Source organism: Sphingobium fontiphilum, assembly GCF_014196635.1.
Lineage (GTDB): Bacteria > Pseudomonadota > Alphaproteobacteria > Sphingomonadales > Sphingomonadaceae > Sphingobium > Sphingobium fontiphilum.
In genome coordinates, this window is record NZ_JACIEB010000008.1 from 135,083 (window position 1) to 150,007 (window position 14,925).

16 protein-coding genes are annotated in these 14,925 nt (G+C 67.0%); 4 read left to right on the forward strand and 12 right to left on the reverse strand.

Annotated elements, in window-relative coordinates:
- Positions 1–87: 87 nt before the first annotated feature.
- The 7 genes from GGR44_RS15335 to htpX all read right to left on the reverse strand — a co-directional run bounded on the left by GGR44_RS15335 (position 88) and on the right by htpX (position 7,087).
- Positions 88–1,842 (reverse strand): heparinase II/III domain-containing protein, encoded by a 1,755-nt coding sequence (locus GGR44_RS15335; protein WP_183956355.1) that lies wholly within the window; start codon positions 1,840–1,842, stop codon positions 88–90.
- On the reverse strand, positions 1,839–2,501 hold the full coding sequence (gene rpe / locus GGR44_RS15340; RefSeq protein ID WP_183956356.1) for a ribulose-phosphate 3-epimerase: 663 nt from the start codon (positions 2,499–2,501) through the stop codon (positions 1,839–1,841). Before rpe ends, GGR44_RS15335 begins: the two co-directional genes overlap by 4 nt.
- An 81-nt stretch (positions 2,502–2,582) precedes the next feature.
- Positions 2,583–3,068 (reverse strand): diguanylate cyclase, encoded by a 486-nt coding sequence (locus GGR44_RS15345; protein ID WP_183956357.1) that lies wholly within the window; start codon positions 3,066–3,068, stop codon positions 2,583–2,585.
- Between the two features lie 52 nt (positions 3,069–3,120).
- Complete coding sequence (locus GGR44_RS15350) at positions 3,121–4,407, reverse strand: RsmB/NOP family class I SAM-dependent RNA methyltransferase (RefSeq protein ID WP_183956358.1); 1,287 nt, start codon at positions 4,405–4,407, stop codon at positions 3,121–3,123.
- Positions 4,408–4,597: 190 nt separating this feature from the next.
- Entirely contained in the window at positions 4,598–5,776 is a 1,179-nt protein-coding gene (locus GGR44_RS15355; protein ID WP_183956359.1) for a BaiN/RdsA family NAD(P)/FAD-dependent oxidoreductase, read from the reverse strand.
- Positions 5,773–5,952 carry a hypothetical protein gene (locus tag GGR44_RS15360; RefSeq protein ID WP_183956360.1) on the reverse strand — a complete coding sequence of 60 codons (180 nt, stop codon included), beginning with the start codon at positions 5,950–5,952 and terminating at the stop codon, positions 5,773–5,775. Before GGR44_RS15360 ends, GGR44_RS15355 begins: the two co-directional genes overlap by 4 nt.
- Positions 5,953–6,175: 223 nt before the next feature.
- The gene (gene htpX, locus GGR44_RS15365; protein WP_183956361.1) at positions 6,176–7,087 is read right to left on the reverse strand and encodes a zinc metalloprotease HtpX; all 912 of its coding nucleotides are present in this window, start codon (positions 7,085–7,087) and stop codon (positions 6,176–6,178) included.
- An 87-nt stretch (positions 7,088–7,174) separates the two neighbouring features.
- Here htpX and GGR44_RS15370 point away from each other — a divergent pair, with 87 nt between their 5' ends.
- The 3 genes from GGR44_RS15370 (at position 7,175) to GGR44_RS15380 (ending at position 8,927) form a co-directional block, all read left to right on the forward strand.
- Positions 7,175–7,348: a DUF1674 domain-containing protein gene (locus GGR44_RS15370; protein ID WP_183956362.1), complete on the forward strand. Its 174-nt coding sequence runs from the start codon at positions 7,175–7,177 to the stop codon at positions 7,346–7,348.
- Positions 7,349–7,506: 158 nt separating this feature from the next.
- Complete coding sequence (locus GGR44_RS15375) at positions 7,507–7,968, forward strand: hypothetical protein (RefSeq protein WP_183956363.1); 462 nt, start codon at positions 7,507–7,509, stop codon at positions 7,966–7,968.
- An 80-nt stretch (positions 7,969–8,048) separates the two neighbouring features.
- Positions 8,049–8,927 (forward strand): UTP--glucose-1-phosphate uridylyltransferase, encoded by an 879-nt coding sequence (locus tag GGR44_RS15380; RefSeq protein ID WP_183956364.1) that lies wholly within the window; start codon positions 8,049–8,051, stop codon positions 8,925–8,927.
- A 71-nt stretch (positions 8,928–8,998) separates the two neighbouring features.
- Here the strand turns inward: GGR44_RS15380 and ssb are convergent, their stop codons facing one another.
- From ssb to GGR44_RS15405, 5 genes are all read right to left on the reverse strand, one after another.
- Positions 8,999–9,553: a single-stranded DNA-binding protein gene (gene ssb, locus GGR44_RS15385; RefSeq protein WP_183956365.1), complete on the reverse strand. Its 555-nt coding sequence runs from the start codon at positions 9,551–9,553 to the stop codon at positions 8,999–9,001.
- 26 nt (positions 9,554–9,579) lie between these two features.
- Positions 9,580–11,433, reverse strand: a complete 1,854-nt coding sequence (gene feoB / locus GGR44_RS15390; RefSeq protein WP_183956366.1) for a ferrous iron transporter B — start codon at positions 11,431–11,433, stop codon at positions 9,580–9,582.
- The gene (locus GGR44_RS15395) at positions 11,430–11,687 is read right to left on the reverse strand and encodes a FeoA family protein (RefSeq protein WP_183956367.1); all 258 of its coding nucleotides are present in this window, start codon (positions 11,685–11,687) and stop codon (positions 11,430–11,432) included. The genes feoB and GGR44_RS15395 overlap by 4 nt, the downstream gene beginning before the upstream one ends.
- A 78-nt stretch (positions 11,688–11,765) precedes the next feature.
- Entirely contained in the window at positions 11,766–12,431 is a 666-nt protein-coding gene (locus GGR44_RS15400) for a COQ9 family protein (RefSeq protein WP_183956368.1), read from the reverse strand.
- Between the two features lie 9 nt (positions 12,432–12,440).
- On the reverse strand, positions 12,441–13,325 hold the full coding sequence (locus GGR44_RS15405; protein ID WP_183956369.1) for a DMT family transporter: 885 nt from the start codon (positions 13,323–13,325) through the stop codon (positions 12,441–12,443).
- 495 nt (positions 13,326–13,820) lie between these two features.
- Here GGR44_RS15405 and GGR44_RS15410 point away from each other — a divergent pair, with 495 nt between their 5' ends.
- Positions 13,821–14,549, forward strand: coding sequence for a hypothetical protein (locus GGR44_RS15410; RefSeq protein WP_183956370.1), 729 nt, complete (start codon positions 13,821–13,823; stop codon positions 14,547–14,549).
- The last annotated feature ends 376 nt before the right edge of the window (positions 14,550–14,925 follow it).

Sequence of the window (14,925 nt, forward strand, 5' to 3'; positions counted from 1 at the left end):
TACGCAGAGCGTAATAAAGCAGGACGCCAGGAAAAGGCCAAGACAGCTGACAACGAAGGTTCTGGAGGATCGCCCCACGACCAACCCTCACCCCATCCGTTTCAGCAACCACCCGAAACTCGACCCGCCGGGCAGCGCCTCGGCGGTCACCACGACCTGCCTTGTCGGGTGCGGGCGGCCGTCACCGTCGACCCACAGGCTTTCCTCGATCGACAATTGCCCGCTGCCGACGCGGAACTGCCATACCGCGCCGAGATCGATGCGCAGCAACGCACCCATGGCGTCGGCGGTCAGCGTCGGCTCGACGCCGGGCGCCAGATGGAAACGGATATGCACCGGCAGGCGCGACGGGCGACGGCGGCGCTCGGCCGGGGTCAGCATGTCCTCGCCCCGTATCTCCCGCCCGTCGCCGCTCACCAGCAGCAACCGGCGGTGGACATAGCCCAGCCGCCGGACATAGCCGTCATGGGACAGGTCAAGGCGCGAACCATTGTCGAGCTCCTGCCGGTTCAGTTCGACTTCGGTCACCCCCTTGCCCAGCGTGCCGTCGGGCAGCAGCGCGGTCGAATTGCTGTCGTCCAGCACCAGGGTCGAATGGGCGGCGGTGGTGCGCAGCCCCTGCGCCAGATCGGCGGGGATCCACGCGCCGGTCAATGCCGCGCCGCCGCAATTGACGATCAGGCGGTTGATGCCGTCGCTCACCTCTATCGCCCCGGTCGACGCGCAGCCCGCGTCCGCCAGCCGCGCGACCGGCGGCGGCGCGGCGTCGACCTGGACCACGGTCGCCCCGGCGGCGATGCGCTGATACCCCCATTCGCGCGCCTGCCGCAGCGGCCGGGTGCGCACCCGGCTGGCGCGGACGATGGCGTCGACGCGCTTCGGGTCGATGGCTCCCGCCCCCTGCCAGTTGCCAAGGCCGCCGTCGCCATGGGTCAGGCCCAGCAACGCGCCCACCGCCCGGCCCAGCGCCTCGGTCAGGAAGGGCGGCGCGGTTTCCCGCCGCGCGTCATAAACCGCCAGCACCATCGACAGCAGCATGATGGCGTTCAATTGCGCCAGCGGGGAGCGGCACACGATGCCGCCATCGGGGTGAACGCCGCTTTCGATCGCGCGCTTCAGGCCCGCTTCGCCGAAAATCTTGCGCGCCGCGCCACCGGGGATCAGCATGGATGCAGCAACGATGCCGCCCCAGGCCACCATCCGGGCCAGGCCGACATGCGCCTTGTCCGCGCCCTTGTCGAGGTGGCGGGCGGTGCGCGCGATGCAGTTGAGCACCAGTGACCGGTAAACCAGATCGCCCGACGACAGGATGAACGGCGCATAGGCCGTCCAGTAGAGCAGTCGCCATCCCGCATTGTCCCCCCGCCAGGCCGGTTCGCTGGGCGTCTGGGCATGGGCGTCCAGCCAGCGGCGCATCACATGTTCCGCAATCGCCGCGCCCTGATCGCGCGTGGTCGCCGCCGCCAGGTCGCGCAGCCAGGCGAAGCTGTGCAGATAATCGGCAAAATCGGGGGACAGGTCGATCCGGCTGAAATCCAGTTCCTCGATGGGCTGCTTCATGCCCCGGAACAGGAAATATCCCGCGCGCATCGCCTGCCCCGCACGCGCGTCGCCGGGCACCTCGTCATCGGGCACGGCCAGCAATTTCAGCGGATATTTGCCCTTCAGCCGGCGGCTGTGGAGCGGCGTCTTCCAGCTAAGCAGATAGAAATGATTGGCGATCTTCTGGGCAAGCGACAGCCCCTTGTCATCCGACAGGCGGATGAGCCGCTTGCCCTGTTCGATCCCGTCATCGGGTTGGTCCGAAGCGGAATGGGGGGGAATGCGCCGCTGGTCGTTCACCCGCCCCGCAGCTTTCGGATATTGTCGGCATAGGCCGCCGGGCCGCCCCGGAAAGTGGCCGTGCCCGCCACCAGCACGTCCGCCCCCGCCGCGATGGCTTTGGGCGCGGTGGTGAAATCAATGCCGCCATCGACCTGCAATCGGATGTCGCGCCCGCCCTTGTCGATCATCTTGCGAATGGCTTCAATCTTGCGAAGCTGGTTCTCGATGAAGCTCTGGCCGCCGAAACCGGGGTTGACGCTCATCACCAGGATGAGGTCGACGTCGTCGATCAGATAATCCAGCATCTTGGCCGGGGTGCCGGGGTTCAGCACGACGCCCGCCTTGACGTTCAGCGACTTGATATGCTGGATCGACCGGTGGATATGCGGCCCGGCCTCCGGGTGGACAGTGATGATGTCGGCCCCCGCCTGCGCAAAGGCGTCAAGGTAGAGGTCCACCGGCGAAATCATCAGATGCACGTCGAACGGCTTTTTCGTGTGCGGGCGCAACGCCTTCACCACGCCGGGGCCGATGGTGATGTTGGGCACGAAATGCCCGTCCATCACGTCGATATGAACCCAGTCGCAACCGGCTTCGTCAATGGCGCGCACCTCCTCGCCCAAACGGGCGAAGTCGGCGGACAGGATGGAGGGCGAAATCAGGATCTGGTCGGTCATTGACCGCTCGCATTAGCGAGCCGAATCGGCAAGGGCAACGCATCATTTATCGTCCACCCCGCCAACCCGCGCGAAGCCCTTTCAGAGCATGACGAAAATCGTCGGGTCCAGCCGGCAGGAAGGGGCGGCGTCGGGCGCCAGCATCTGCTTGACGCCAAAGAGCGCCACAACTTCATCGCCCTCCAGCACGGGCGCGGCGATCAGCCGCATGGCGCAATGGCCGCCGTCCACCCGGCATATGTCGACATCCAGCGTGAAGCCGCGCCGGTGGCGGATGGCATAGGCGCGCAACCGCTCCATCGCATCGCGCGATTCGGACAGATATCGCGATGCCGCAAATGCGCGGGAAATCTCGCTGTCCCGCTCGATCCCGAAAATATCATAAACGCCGCACGTCCATGACAGGCTGTCATCGGCCAGATCGCACCGCCACAGGCCGATGCCGCGCTCCGCCAGCGCCACGTCGCTCCGCGCGATCGACGAATCCAGCGCCACCGGCGCCAGATGCTCATGCAGCGCGGCGAGCGGCCAGCTATGATTGAGGGGCAGGGGTTCGACGGGACGCAAGTTGGCAACCTCTTCCGCTAGGCTTATACCCTAACCCCCTCGTGGTTAAGGGTTAGTTGGCGTTCCTTGCCATGCGCGCAACGAAAAATCCATCCACGCCGCCCGCGTCCCGCCAATGGTGCGGCAATGTCCGCAACCAGCCCCGCGCCGCGACGATCCCGGCCATCCAGTCGCCGGGTTCGGGGGGCAGGATATGAAAATCGGGCCGCGCCGACAGAAATCGGTCAATCTGCGCCTCGCCCTCCGCCCGCTCCAGCGAACAGGTGGCGTAAACCATCACCCCGCCGGGGTGCAGCCAGTCCGCCGCCCGCGCCAGCAACTCCGCCTGCAACGCGGCCAGTTCGTCGATCTGGCGCGGGCCGATGCGGTGCAGCACATCGGGATGCCGGCGATAGATGCCCGTCGCGGTGCAGGGCGCGTCCAGCAATATCGCGTCCACCGGCGCGCTCGGCGACCATTGCCGCAGGTCGGCGGCGATGACCTGTGCCGACAGGCCGGTGCGCGCCAGATTTTCGGACAGCCGCTCCAGCCGCTTCTTCGACTGGTCGACGGCGGTCACCCGCCATCCGGCGGCGGCGAGCTGCATCGTCTTGCCCCCCGGCGCGGCGCACAGGTCCAGCACATGCCGCCCCTCGCCCGCGCCCAGCAGCCGCGCCGGGCAGGACGCCGCCAGGTCCTGCACCCACCAGGCCCCTTCGGCAAAGCCGGGCAGATCGGGGATCACCGCGCCTTCGGGCAGGCGGACATGGCCGGGCGCCAGGCTGAAACCGCCCAGCCGCGCGGCCCATTCGTCGGTCTGCGCCGCATCGCGCAAACTCACATCCACCGGCGGCCGCTGCGCAAAGGCGCGGGCGGCCGTCGCCGCCATGTCCTCGCCCCATTGCCCGGCCCATCGCTCGGCGACGCCCACGGGCAGCGTCGGCGCATCGGGCAGGCGCGCCTCGCCCCGCGTCACCGCGCCGAACACGCCATGGACCAGCTTGCGCGGCCCCCCATCGACCAGCGGCAGCGCGGTGGCGATGGCGGCATGGCCGGGCGTACCCAGCAGCAACGCCTGCGCCAGCGCGATCCGCAGCACCATCCGCGCCTTGGCGTCGTCGGGCAGCGCCTGCCGCGTCGCCCCGTCGATCAGCGCGTCGAGATCGGGCATGTGGCGCAACACTTCGGCGGCGATGGCATGGGCAAGCGCGCGGTCGGCCCGGTCCTTCACCCCCTGGGTCGCGGCATGGAGCGCGATCTCCAGCGGATCGCCCCGGCGCAGCACCGCGTCCAGCAGTTTAAGCGCCGCCCGCCGCGCGGGCAGGCCTGGTATGTCGTCGGGTCGGGGGGATTTCGCCATCGCGCGCCCCTAAAGCATTTTCGCGGCCGACGCCAATCCGCGCGCTACAGGGCGGATCGACATTCAGGAGATGGCGAGCCGAAAATGGTGATTTTCGGTGACCCGGAGCGCAGCGGACTTTAGGTCCGTGAGCACCGGAAGCGCCGAAAAGGGCCATTTGCAGGCCGCCAGAACTGAATGTCGATCCGCGCTACAGGGCCTGCGCCGCCGCCCATCCGCTGGCCCAGGCCCATTGAAAATTATAACCGCCCAGCCATCCGGTAACGTCCACCGCCTCGCCAATGGCGTAAAGCCCCGGCGCCCGCCGCGCCTCCATGGTCCTGGACGACAGCTCGGCGGTGCTGATGCCGCCCGCCGTCACCTCGGCCTTGGCGAAGCCCTCGGTGCCATTGGGGTGGAATGCCCAGTCCGCCAGCCGCGCCTCCGCCGCGCGCAGGGCCGCGTCGGTCCGGTCGGCCAGCCGCCCCTCCACCGCCAGCCGATCCGCCAGCACATCGGCCAGCCGGTCGGGCAAGGCCCCACGCAACAGGCTGCGCAGGCTCGCGCCGGGGCTGGCCCGCTTGGCCGCGATCAGCCAGCCGTCGCTCCGGTCGGGCAGGAAATCGACGCCCACCGCCATGCCATGCCGCCAATAAGAGGAAATCTGGAGGATGGCGGGGCCGGACAGCCCCTTGTGCGTGAACAAGGCCGCCTCGCGAAACGCCGCCTTGCCCGCGCGCGCCACCACCTCGCTCGCCACGCCGGAAAGCGACCGGAACAGCACATCCTCGCCGCCCAGCGTCAACGGCACCAGCGCCGGGCGCGGCTCCACCACCTTCAACCCAAAGCGCCGGGCGAGATCATAGGCAAAGCCGGTCGCCCCCATTTTGGGGATGGACGGCCCGCCGGTCGCGATCACCAGCGCCGGGGCGCTGGCGCTGCCCTGCGTCGTCGTGACGGTAAAGCGCCCATCGGCATGGCCGACATCGCTGATGCTCTCGCCACAACGGATCACGCCGCCGCCACGCGCCACCTCCTCCAGCAGCATGGCGACGATCTGCCGTGCGGACCCATCGCAGAACAACTGCCCCAGCGTCTTTTCATGCCAGGCGATGCCATGGCTTTCGACCAGCGCCAGGAAATCGGCGGGGGTGTAACGGCCCAGCGCCGACTTGGCGAAATGCGGATTGGCGGACAGGAAACGGTCGGCCGCGGTGTGGATATTGGTGAAATTGCAACGGCCGCCGCCGGAAATCAGGATCTTCGCCCCGGCATGGGGCGCATGGTCGATCACCAGCACCCGGCGGCCGCGTTGCCCGGCCTGCGCCGCGCACATCATCCCCGCCGCCCCCGCCCCCAGGATGATCGCGTCGAAAGCCTGCGCCCTCATCGCAGCCGGGCGATGGTCAGCCCGTCCTGCCGCGCCCGCTCCCGCACCGATTCCTCGCTGCGGGTCAGCGCCTTGGCGATGGCCTTCAGCGCCATGCCCTTGGCCGCCAGCGTGTGCAGCTTCTGCACCTCATCGGGCCGCCAGGGCTGGCGATGGCGTTCGAATGTCTGTTTCATGGGAAGCGCCTAGAGCCTGATCGGTTGAGGTGGAAGTGCTTCGCACTTCCGCCGAAATCGTGAATCAGGCTCTATTCAAACGATGGAGACCTTGATTCACGTTTCAGGCTCATTCAGCCTGAAACGATCAAGGTCTACAGCATTTTCGAAGCAGATGACATCATCTGCTGGCTCGGAAAATGCGCGAAAATAATGGCGATTTCGCGCGCGCTGGCAAAGCCGATCAATCCCGCCGCAGCGGATCGAGCGCGCTGGCGCGGCGGCGGGCACGCGGCGCAGCCATTGGCGCGGCGCTCGCACGCGCCGCCTGCCCCATCTCCACCGCCATCTCCTCCAACGCCGCAATCCGGCTTTGCGTCGCCGGGTGGGTGGAAAACAGGGCGCTGACATGGGCGGGCACGATATAAAGCTGCGCCGCCGCCGGATTATGATCGGCCACCGGATTGGGGATGCGTTCGGCCTGCCCGGAAATTTTCGCCAGCGCGGACGCCAGCGCGCGCGGATTGCCGCTGATCTGCGCGCCGCCCCGGTCGGCGCCATATTCGCGCGTGCGGCTGATCGCCATCTGCACGATCATCGCGGCAAAGGGCGCGACGATCACCGCCAGCAACCCGGCCAGCATATTGCCATGGCCATTATCGTTGCCGCCGCGAAAGAACAGGCCGAAATTGGCCAGCATCGAAATCGCGCCGGCAATCGTCGCCACCATGGTCATGATCAGCGTGTCGCGGTTCTTCACATGCGCCAGTTCATGCGCCATCACCCCCGCGACCTCGTCGCGGCTCAGCATCGACAGCAGGCCCGTGGTCGCGGCGACGGCGGCGTTCTGCGGATTGCGCCCGGTCGCAAAGGCGTTGGGATGCGGCTGGTCGATGATGTAGACGCGCGGCATCGGCAGCCGCGCCCGCGCCGCAAGGTCCGCGACCAGCTTGTAAAAGTCGCTGTTCGGATCGACCTCGCGCGCATGATGCATCGACAGGACGATGCGGTCGGCATTCCAGAAGGTGAACAGGTTCATCCCCGCCGCGACAAGCAGCGCGATCACCGCACCGCCCCCGCCACCCAGCGAATAGCCCAACGCCATGAACAGCGCCGTCAGCGCCGACAACAGCATCACCGTCTTCATCCCGTTCACTTGCAATCATCTCCTTCCCGGCCCAGATAGCCGACAGGACATGAATATGGGGTTGCCGCGCGCGCCCCGCAATCGGAAGGCATCGCCATGGGCACGTTCAACGGCAAGCGGCCAGCGCATGTGAAGGCGCCCGCCCACCTGTCCAAAAGCCCGCCCGTGCCCCGGCCCGATCCCGTCGACCAGCAACCGCGCATGGACGAGGAACTGAGCCCCGTCCGCTATGGCGACTGGGTCAAAAAGGGCATCGCCATCGATTTCTGAAGCGCGGGGGCGCCCTTCTCCGTTCGCCGCCGCTTTTGCACGGCTTTCGCCACGCCGTGCCGCCCCAGGCGACGAACGGTCGCCCGCCCGCCTTCCCCCCGCATGGCCGCGCATGACACAGTGCGACGATAAAGCATGTAGCGGGATCGTCCATGACCATGAACACCAGTCCAAACATCTCCCTGCAACCGACGGCGGGCTATGCGCCCGACGATGCGGCGCTGCTGTGCGGCGTCGGCCGCCTCATCTGCGCCTGGAGCATGTTGGAGCAACGGCTGGAGGCGAAGATCGGCATGTTGCGCGAAGCGATGGGCGACCTGCGCAGCGTCGGCGCCCGCACCCGGCCGACCATGGCGCGGCTGATGACGGACCTGCGCACCATGGTCGCCATGCGCGACCGCCGCAACGCCGGCGCCCTGCACGAAATCGCCGCCATCGAACGCGACATGCAGCGCATCGACCGTTTCCGCCACCTGATCGTCGAGGGGTTCCACCAGCCCGAACCGGGCGGCTTTTCCTGCCGCGACCAGCGCAACAACCATATGTTCATATCCATGGGGCAGATGGAGGGAGAGATCATGGCGCTGGAGCAGGTCGGCAACCGGCTGCTGGAACTGTGATCGGGGCGAATGCGTCTTGACCTTTGCGGGGCGAGCCGCAATCCCCTGCGCATGGCCCTTTTCAGCCCCACTGGAGCGACATGATCCACAAGCCGATTCGCAAGGCGATCTTCCCCGTTGCCGGCCTTGGAACCCGATTTCTGCCCGCCACCAAGGCGGTGCCCAAGGAATTGCTGCCCGTGGTCGACCGGCCGCTGATCCAATATGCGGTGGATGAAGCGCGCGAGGCGGGGATCGAACAGATGATCTTCGTCACCGGGCGCGGCAAGGGCGCGATCGAGGATTATTTCGACATCGCCTTTGAATCCGAAGTCACCCAGCGCGAACGGGGCAAGGATCTCTCGGCGCTCGACGGCACCCGGCTGTTGCCCGGCCGCGCGGTGTTCCTGCGCCAGCAGGAGCCGCTGGGCCTGGGCCACGCCATCTGGTGCGCGCGCGACATCGTCGGCGACGAACCCTTCGCCATCCTGTTGCCCGATGAATTCATGCGCGGCGCGCCGGGCAATGGCTGCATGAAGCAGATGGTCGCCGCCTATGAAAAGGTCGGCGGCAATCTCGTCTGCGCGCTCGAAGTGCCGATGGAGGAAACGCCCAATTATGGCGTGATCGATCCGGGCGCGCGCGACGGGGTGCTGACGGAAATCAAGGGGCTGGTCGAAAAGCCCGCGCCCGGCGCCGCGCCGTCCAACCTCATCCTGCCGGGCCGCTATATCCTGCAACCTGAAGTCATGAAAATCCTCGAAACGCAGGAAAAGGGCGCGGGCGGGGAAATCCAGCTCACCGACGCCATGGCCTCGCTGATCGGCAAGCAATCCTTCCACGGCGTCACCTTCGACGGCCGCCGTTTCGATTGCGGGTCCAAGGCCGGCTATATCGAGGCGAACCTGTCGCTGGCGCTGGAGCGCGAGGATCTGGGCGACCATATCCGCCGTTTCGCGACGGAGGAACTGGCGCGCTGATCGAGTAGATCGACGGCACGAAAAAGGCGGCTTCCCATCGGGAGCCGCCTTTTTCGTCGGAGCGCGCAGCGTCAGAACGGCACTTCGTCGTCCAGATCATTGTCGAAATTGGGCGCGCGCGACGATCCGCCCGAAGACCGCCCCCCCTGGCCGCCGCCAAAACCGCCGCCCGACGACGCGCCGAAATTGTCGTAATCGCCGCCGCCAAAGCCGCTCGATCCGCCCGACCAGTCGCTCACGCCCTGCTGGCCGCCACGCCCGCCGCCGCCGCCCGGCGCGCCGTCCAGCATGGTCAGCACCGCGCCGGGGCCCTGCAACACGACTTCGGTCGTATAACGGTCATTGCCCGACTGGTCCTGCCATTTGCGGGTGCGCAACTGGCCCTCGATATAGACCTTGCTGCCCTTGCGCAGGAAGCGTTCGGCCACCCCGGCCAGCCCTTCGGAAAAGATCGAGACGCTGTGCCATTCGGTGCGCTCCTTCTTTTCGCCCGACATGCGGTCCTTCCAGCTTTCGGACGTGGCGATGCGCAGGTTGCACACCTTGCCGCCATTCTGGAAGCTCTTGACCTCCGGATCGGCGCCCAGATTGCCGACCAGAATGACCTTGTTGACCGAGCCTGCCATGATTCCTCCGCTAGATTGGCCTGCCCTTATAGACCCGCTGCCGTCGCCGTCCAGTAAGTCAGGCCCGCCGCGCCATAGGCAAGGGCAAAGAGATAGAAGACCATGAACATCGGCCATTTCCAGCCATTGGTCTCGCGCTTCGTCACCGCGATGGTCGAAATGCACTGCGGCGCGAACACGAACCAGGCGAGGAAGGCGAGCGCGGTGGGCAACGGCCACTGGTCCTTCAGCCGTTCGCCCAGGCTGCGCTCCAGCTTCGCCTCATCATCGCCCGCATTGATGGAATAGACGGTGGCGAGCGCCGAGACGGCGACTTCGCGCGCCGCCATCGCCGGGATCAGCGCCAGCGAAATATCGCGGTTAAAGCCGATGGGTTCCAGCACCACGTTAAGGCCGCCGGCGATCCGCCCGGCGATCGAATGGTCGACCTGGCTGGCAGCGTCGGGAGCGCGCGGAAAACTCAGCAACAGCCACAATATGACGGTCGAGGCAAAGATGATCGTCCCCGCCCGCTTTAAAAAAATGACCGCGCGCTGCCACAGGCCGATCAGAATGTCCTGCGGCCGGGGCATCTGATATTTGGGCATTTCCATCAGGAAACCGCCGCTCGCCCCCTTGGTCACCGTCAACCGCAGCACCAGCGCGACCAGCAGCGCGCCGACGATCCCCGCGACATAAAGGCCAAACAGCACCAGCCCCTGCAAACCGATGCCCGGCCCCACGCTGCGCGCCGGGATGAACGCGCCGATGATGACGGCATAGACCGGCAACCGCGCCGAACAGGTCATCAGCGGCGCAATCAATATGGTGGTCAGCCGGTCCTTGGGGTCGGAAATGGTCCGCGTCGCCATGATGCCGGGCACCGCGCAGGCGAAGGAGGAGAGCAGCGGGATGAAGGCGCGCCCCGACAGGCCGACCCTCGCCATCAGACTGTCCATCAGGAAAGCGGCGCGGACCATATAGCCCGTCGCCTCCAGCATCAGGATGAAGAAGAACAGGATCAAAATCTGCGGCAGGAACACCACGACAGAGCCCACGCCGTTGATGACGCCGTCGACCAGGAAGGACCGGACGATGCCATCGGGCAGCGCGGCGGCGACGGCATCGCTCGCCGCCTCGGCCAGCCCCTCGATCATCGCGATCGGCGCCTCGGACCAGGCGTAAACCCCCTGGAACATCACGAACAACAGGCCCAGCAGCAGCAGCAGGCCCAGCACGGGATGCAGCGCCACCCGATCGACCGCCGCAGTCAGCCGGCGCGACGGCGTTTCGCGCACGATGGCCGCCCGCGCGATCCGCCTGGCTTCCGCGCGCAGCGTATCGAAATCGGCCGACTCACCGCCTGCGCGCAGCGGCGCCGCCGCGCCGCCGATCACATCGGCCAGTTCGCTCTTCAGATGGTCGAGGCCGCGCTTGCGTACCGCCACGGTCGGGATCACCGGCACGCCCAGCTCGCGCGCCAGCACGCCCGCGTCCAGTTCCAGCCCGTCGCGGGTGGCCAGGTCCACCATGTTGAGCGCCACCACGGTCGGCAGGCCCAGCGCAATCAGTTCCAGCGCAAAGCGCAGATGATTGTCCAGATTGGCGGCGTCGACCACGATCACCAGCGCATCGGGCAGGCGCTCGCCCGCCTGCCGCCCCATCACCACGTCGCGCGTCACCTGCTCGTCGGGGCTGGCGGGGTCCAGGCTGTATGTGCCGGGCAGGTCGACCAGTTCGACCGGCCGCCCGTCGGCCAGCGCCAGCCGCCCGGCCTTGCGCTCGACGGTGACGCCGGGATAATTGCCCAGCTTCTGTCGCGCGCCGGTCAGCGCGTTGAACAGCGCGCTCTTGCCGGCATTGGGATTGCCGACCAGCGCAACCAGCGGCAAGGCGCTCATGCGTCGCCGCCCTCCGGCCCGGTGCGTACGGCGATGGCGGCGGCATGGTTGCGCCGCATGGCGATGGTCATGCGTCCGACCCGACAGGCGATCGGCCCGCGCCCGAACAGTCCGCCATGATGCAGCGCCTCCACGCTCGCCCCTTCACACAGGCCGAATTCGCGCAGCCGCTGCCCCTCGGACGGCGACAGCCGGTCCCATTCGATGATGTCGACATAGGCGGGTTGACGCAGCGGCAGGTCGGAAAGGCGCAAGGGCGGACACTCGGTAACGGTTTCTTGCGAGTGACTATCAATTACTGCGTCCGATGGCCAGCCCCAATCGGACTCGATTCAGATCGCCGGATAGCGCAACCGGCCGACAAAACGCGCCAGGCTCAGCCGCTCGCCGCCATCCGCGCCGGTCAACCGCGCCTTGGCCTTCTCAAAGCGCATGATGCCCTCGATCCGGCGCGCCAGGAACGCCCGCGTCTCGGCATGATCGTCGCTGTCATCGTCCATGAAGGTCATCAGCGTCGCGGCATAGACCGCCGCCAGCGTCGCCCGCTTGGTGTAATGATTATAGTCGGTGGCGGCATCGCCCGCCGCCCGCCACATGGCGTCGGCCGCGCGCCAGCCCAGCGCCGCCGCCCGCGCCATGTTGCGCGGCATCGCCAGAATCGCCGTCGCCCGCCGCAACGCTTCCCGGTCCGCCTTCAGCAGCGTCAGCCGCGCCTCGACCAGCGCGGCGATGCGCGCCCGGATCGGCATGGTGGCCAGCCGCCCGGCGGGCACGGCTTCCAGCATCGCGCGGTCGATGCTGGCGAACCATGTGTCGATCATCGCGACGGCGCCGCCCTTGAACGCGAGCCGGGCGATGTCGGCGTCGACGCCCGCCTCCTGCGCCGCCATCTCCACCGCCGCGTCGCGCCAGCCGTCAAAGGCGGCGTGGCGGGCGACCAGGGGAATCAGCGCATCGCGAATTTCATCCAGTGTCGGATCTTCGGGCAAATCGGTCATGGCGATCATTTAAGCGCGTGCGGGCAGGCGCACAAGCACCAGCGCGACGCCGACCGCCAGCCCGCCGACCATATCCAGCAGCGTCAATTGCTCGCCCAGCACGATCCAGCCCAGCAGCGCCGCGACCGCCGGCTGCAAAAGCAGGCTCAGCCCCAGCACCAGCGGCGAAAACCAGCCCATGGCGTAGACCATCAGCCCCTGCCCGATCACCTGGCTCGACAGCGCCAGCGCGATCACCGGCCACCAGTCGCCGGGCAGGATCGCCTCGCCCATCAACGCCGCGAACGCCAACAGCGGCAGCACGCCCGCGATGCTGGAGAGCGCCAGCACGCTCCAACTGGTCAGCGCCCGCCGCACATCCTGAATCAACAGGATATAGCCGGTGTAGAGCACCCCGGCCAAAGTGCACAGCAGGTCGCCGGTGACATTGCGGGGCGACGCTTCATAGCTTCCCCCCATCAGCACCGCCGCACCGGCCATGGCCAGCGCGATCGCCGCCGCCTGCACCGGCCGCAACCGTTCGCGCAGGACAAACCATGTCCACAATGGCAGCAACAAGGCGCTGACATTGCCGAAAATCGCGGCGTTGGCGACTTTCGTATGCAAAATGCCCAGGTGCCAGCTCGCCAGATCGGCGGCAAAGAACAGGCCCGCCGCCGCCACCTTGATCCACGCGCCGGGGCCGAGCAGCATGATCGTCCCCATGCTGCGCCGCGCCAGGAACAGCAGCAGCGGAATGGCCAGCGCCAGCCGCCAGAAACCCGCCGCCACCGGGCCGACATCGGCCAGCTTGACGAGCAACGGCCCCGCCGCCAGCACCGCATTGCCCAGCAACAGCGCCGGAAAGGCCAGAACGGGAATCGCCGGGGCGGCGGGTCGACTTGAACTGCTCATGCCGCGTCCCTAACCGGCTTGCACCCGCAAGTCCCGTTTCACAATGAAATTGTTTTCCGAGGGCGTCTTCATGCCGACCTTGTTCGGCCCCATCCGTCCGGGCGCCATCAACCTGCCCAACCGCATCCTCATGCCGCCCAGCCCGACCCAAGACCCATCGTCGCCCCGGCCCCGAGCCGGGGTCCGGCTTCCTCCAGGTGACGCAACATTCGCCGACACGCCAACCCCATCGGCACACATCGGTTTTCCGGCTTGTTTCCGGCTGAGGCCATGGGCTAAGCATCGCTGCAATAATGGGAAAGCCGGGTGGGCGGCATTTCTGGCCGAACGTCAGGGGGGGAAATAAAGATGAAGCGTATCGCCATGCTCGCACTGGTCGCGAGTGCGTCGCCCTTGATGGCGCAAACACCTGTTCCGCAAGAACCGGTGAGCGCCGCTCCGGCCCCTGCCTCGCCTCCGATTTCCATCGTCTTTTCAGACAAGGGCGCGAACGGGATGAGCGATCTTCCCCTCGGCGTCCACCGGATCCCCGACAGCGACGTCGTTGTCTCGGGCTATCAGGGCGGCGGCGGGATCGGGCTGCTGTTCGGCGTGGTGGGCATGCTGGTGCAAAGTTCGGTCAATGCCGAGGCCGGCTCGGGCAAGGTCCGCAATGTCGAGGACGATCTGCGCTTCGACGTCCGGGCCAAAGCGATCGAGATGACCAGCGCGGTCATGGCGGGCGACCAGTTCCGGACCGCCTTCACCCTCACGCCCCAGCCGGGCGGCCCCACGATGACGGTGTCGCCCTATGTCGTGCTCACCTTCGTCAAAAAGACCGAAGATGTCCGCCCCTATGTCGTGCTGAAGACAAAGGTCGCGACCGGCGGCGATTCCGGCAAGACGATCAAATATTTCTGCTGCGAAGGCAAGGCGTTGCCGCTCGCGAGCCTGACCGAAAACAACGGCGCCCTTCTCAAGGAAGTGCTGACGGCCGAACTCGACACCGCCGTCAACGTGATGCTGCTTGATCGGTCGCAGCCCTTCCCCCGCAACGATGATGCCAGGCTCGATGTCAACGGCCTGCTTCCCTTCGTCGGCAAGCCTCTGAAGTGGCGGGGATATGATCTGGGCAGCTACAAGGATTACCGGCTTGTGGAGTTTCGTGGCGGGATGATGGTCTTCGGGGGCGTGAATATCGTCGAACCGGGCGGGCTGGAAATCACCCCCGCGGTCAAGAAATGATGCTCGACAGCGCGATGGCCTGAAACCTGATTGACCGCGCGCCCCCCGCGCGGTCGCACACCCCGCCCGCGCCCGGACCGACGCCCGGACGAAGAAGCCGCCCCTATCCCCGCACAGGATCACGCCAGCCGCCCGCCCCGAAACCCATCGTCACCCCGCCCCGAAACCCATCGTCACCCCGGCCCTGAGCCGGGGTCCAGCTTCCCTCAATTTACTGCACTGTCACCGAAATCTGCGGGTCGCAGCGTTCCCCGCGCGATTTTGGGGGTTAAGTAAACTGTCATGTCTGGACGGCGCCCTGCGATCAAGGGTGAAGTTGTGGTGAAGTAACGGTATCGGGGTGCGGTCATGTCTTCGGCCTGTTTGGCGTGGGGGT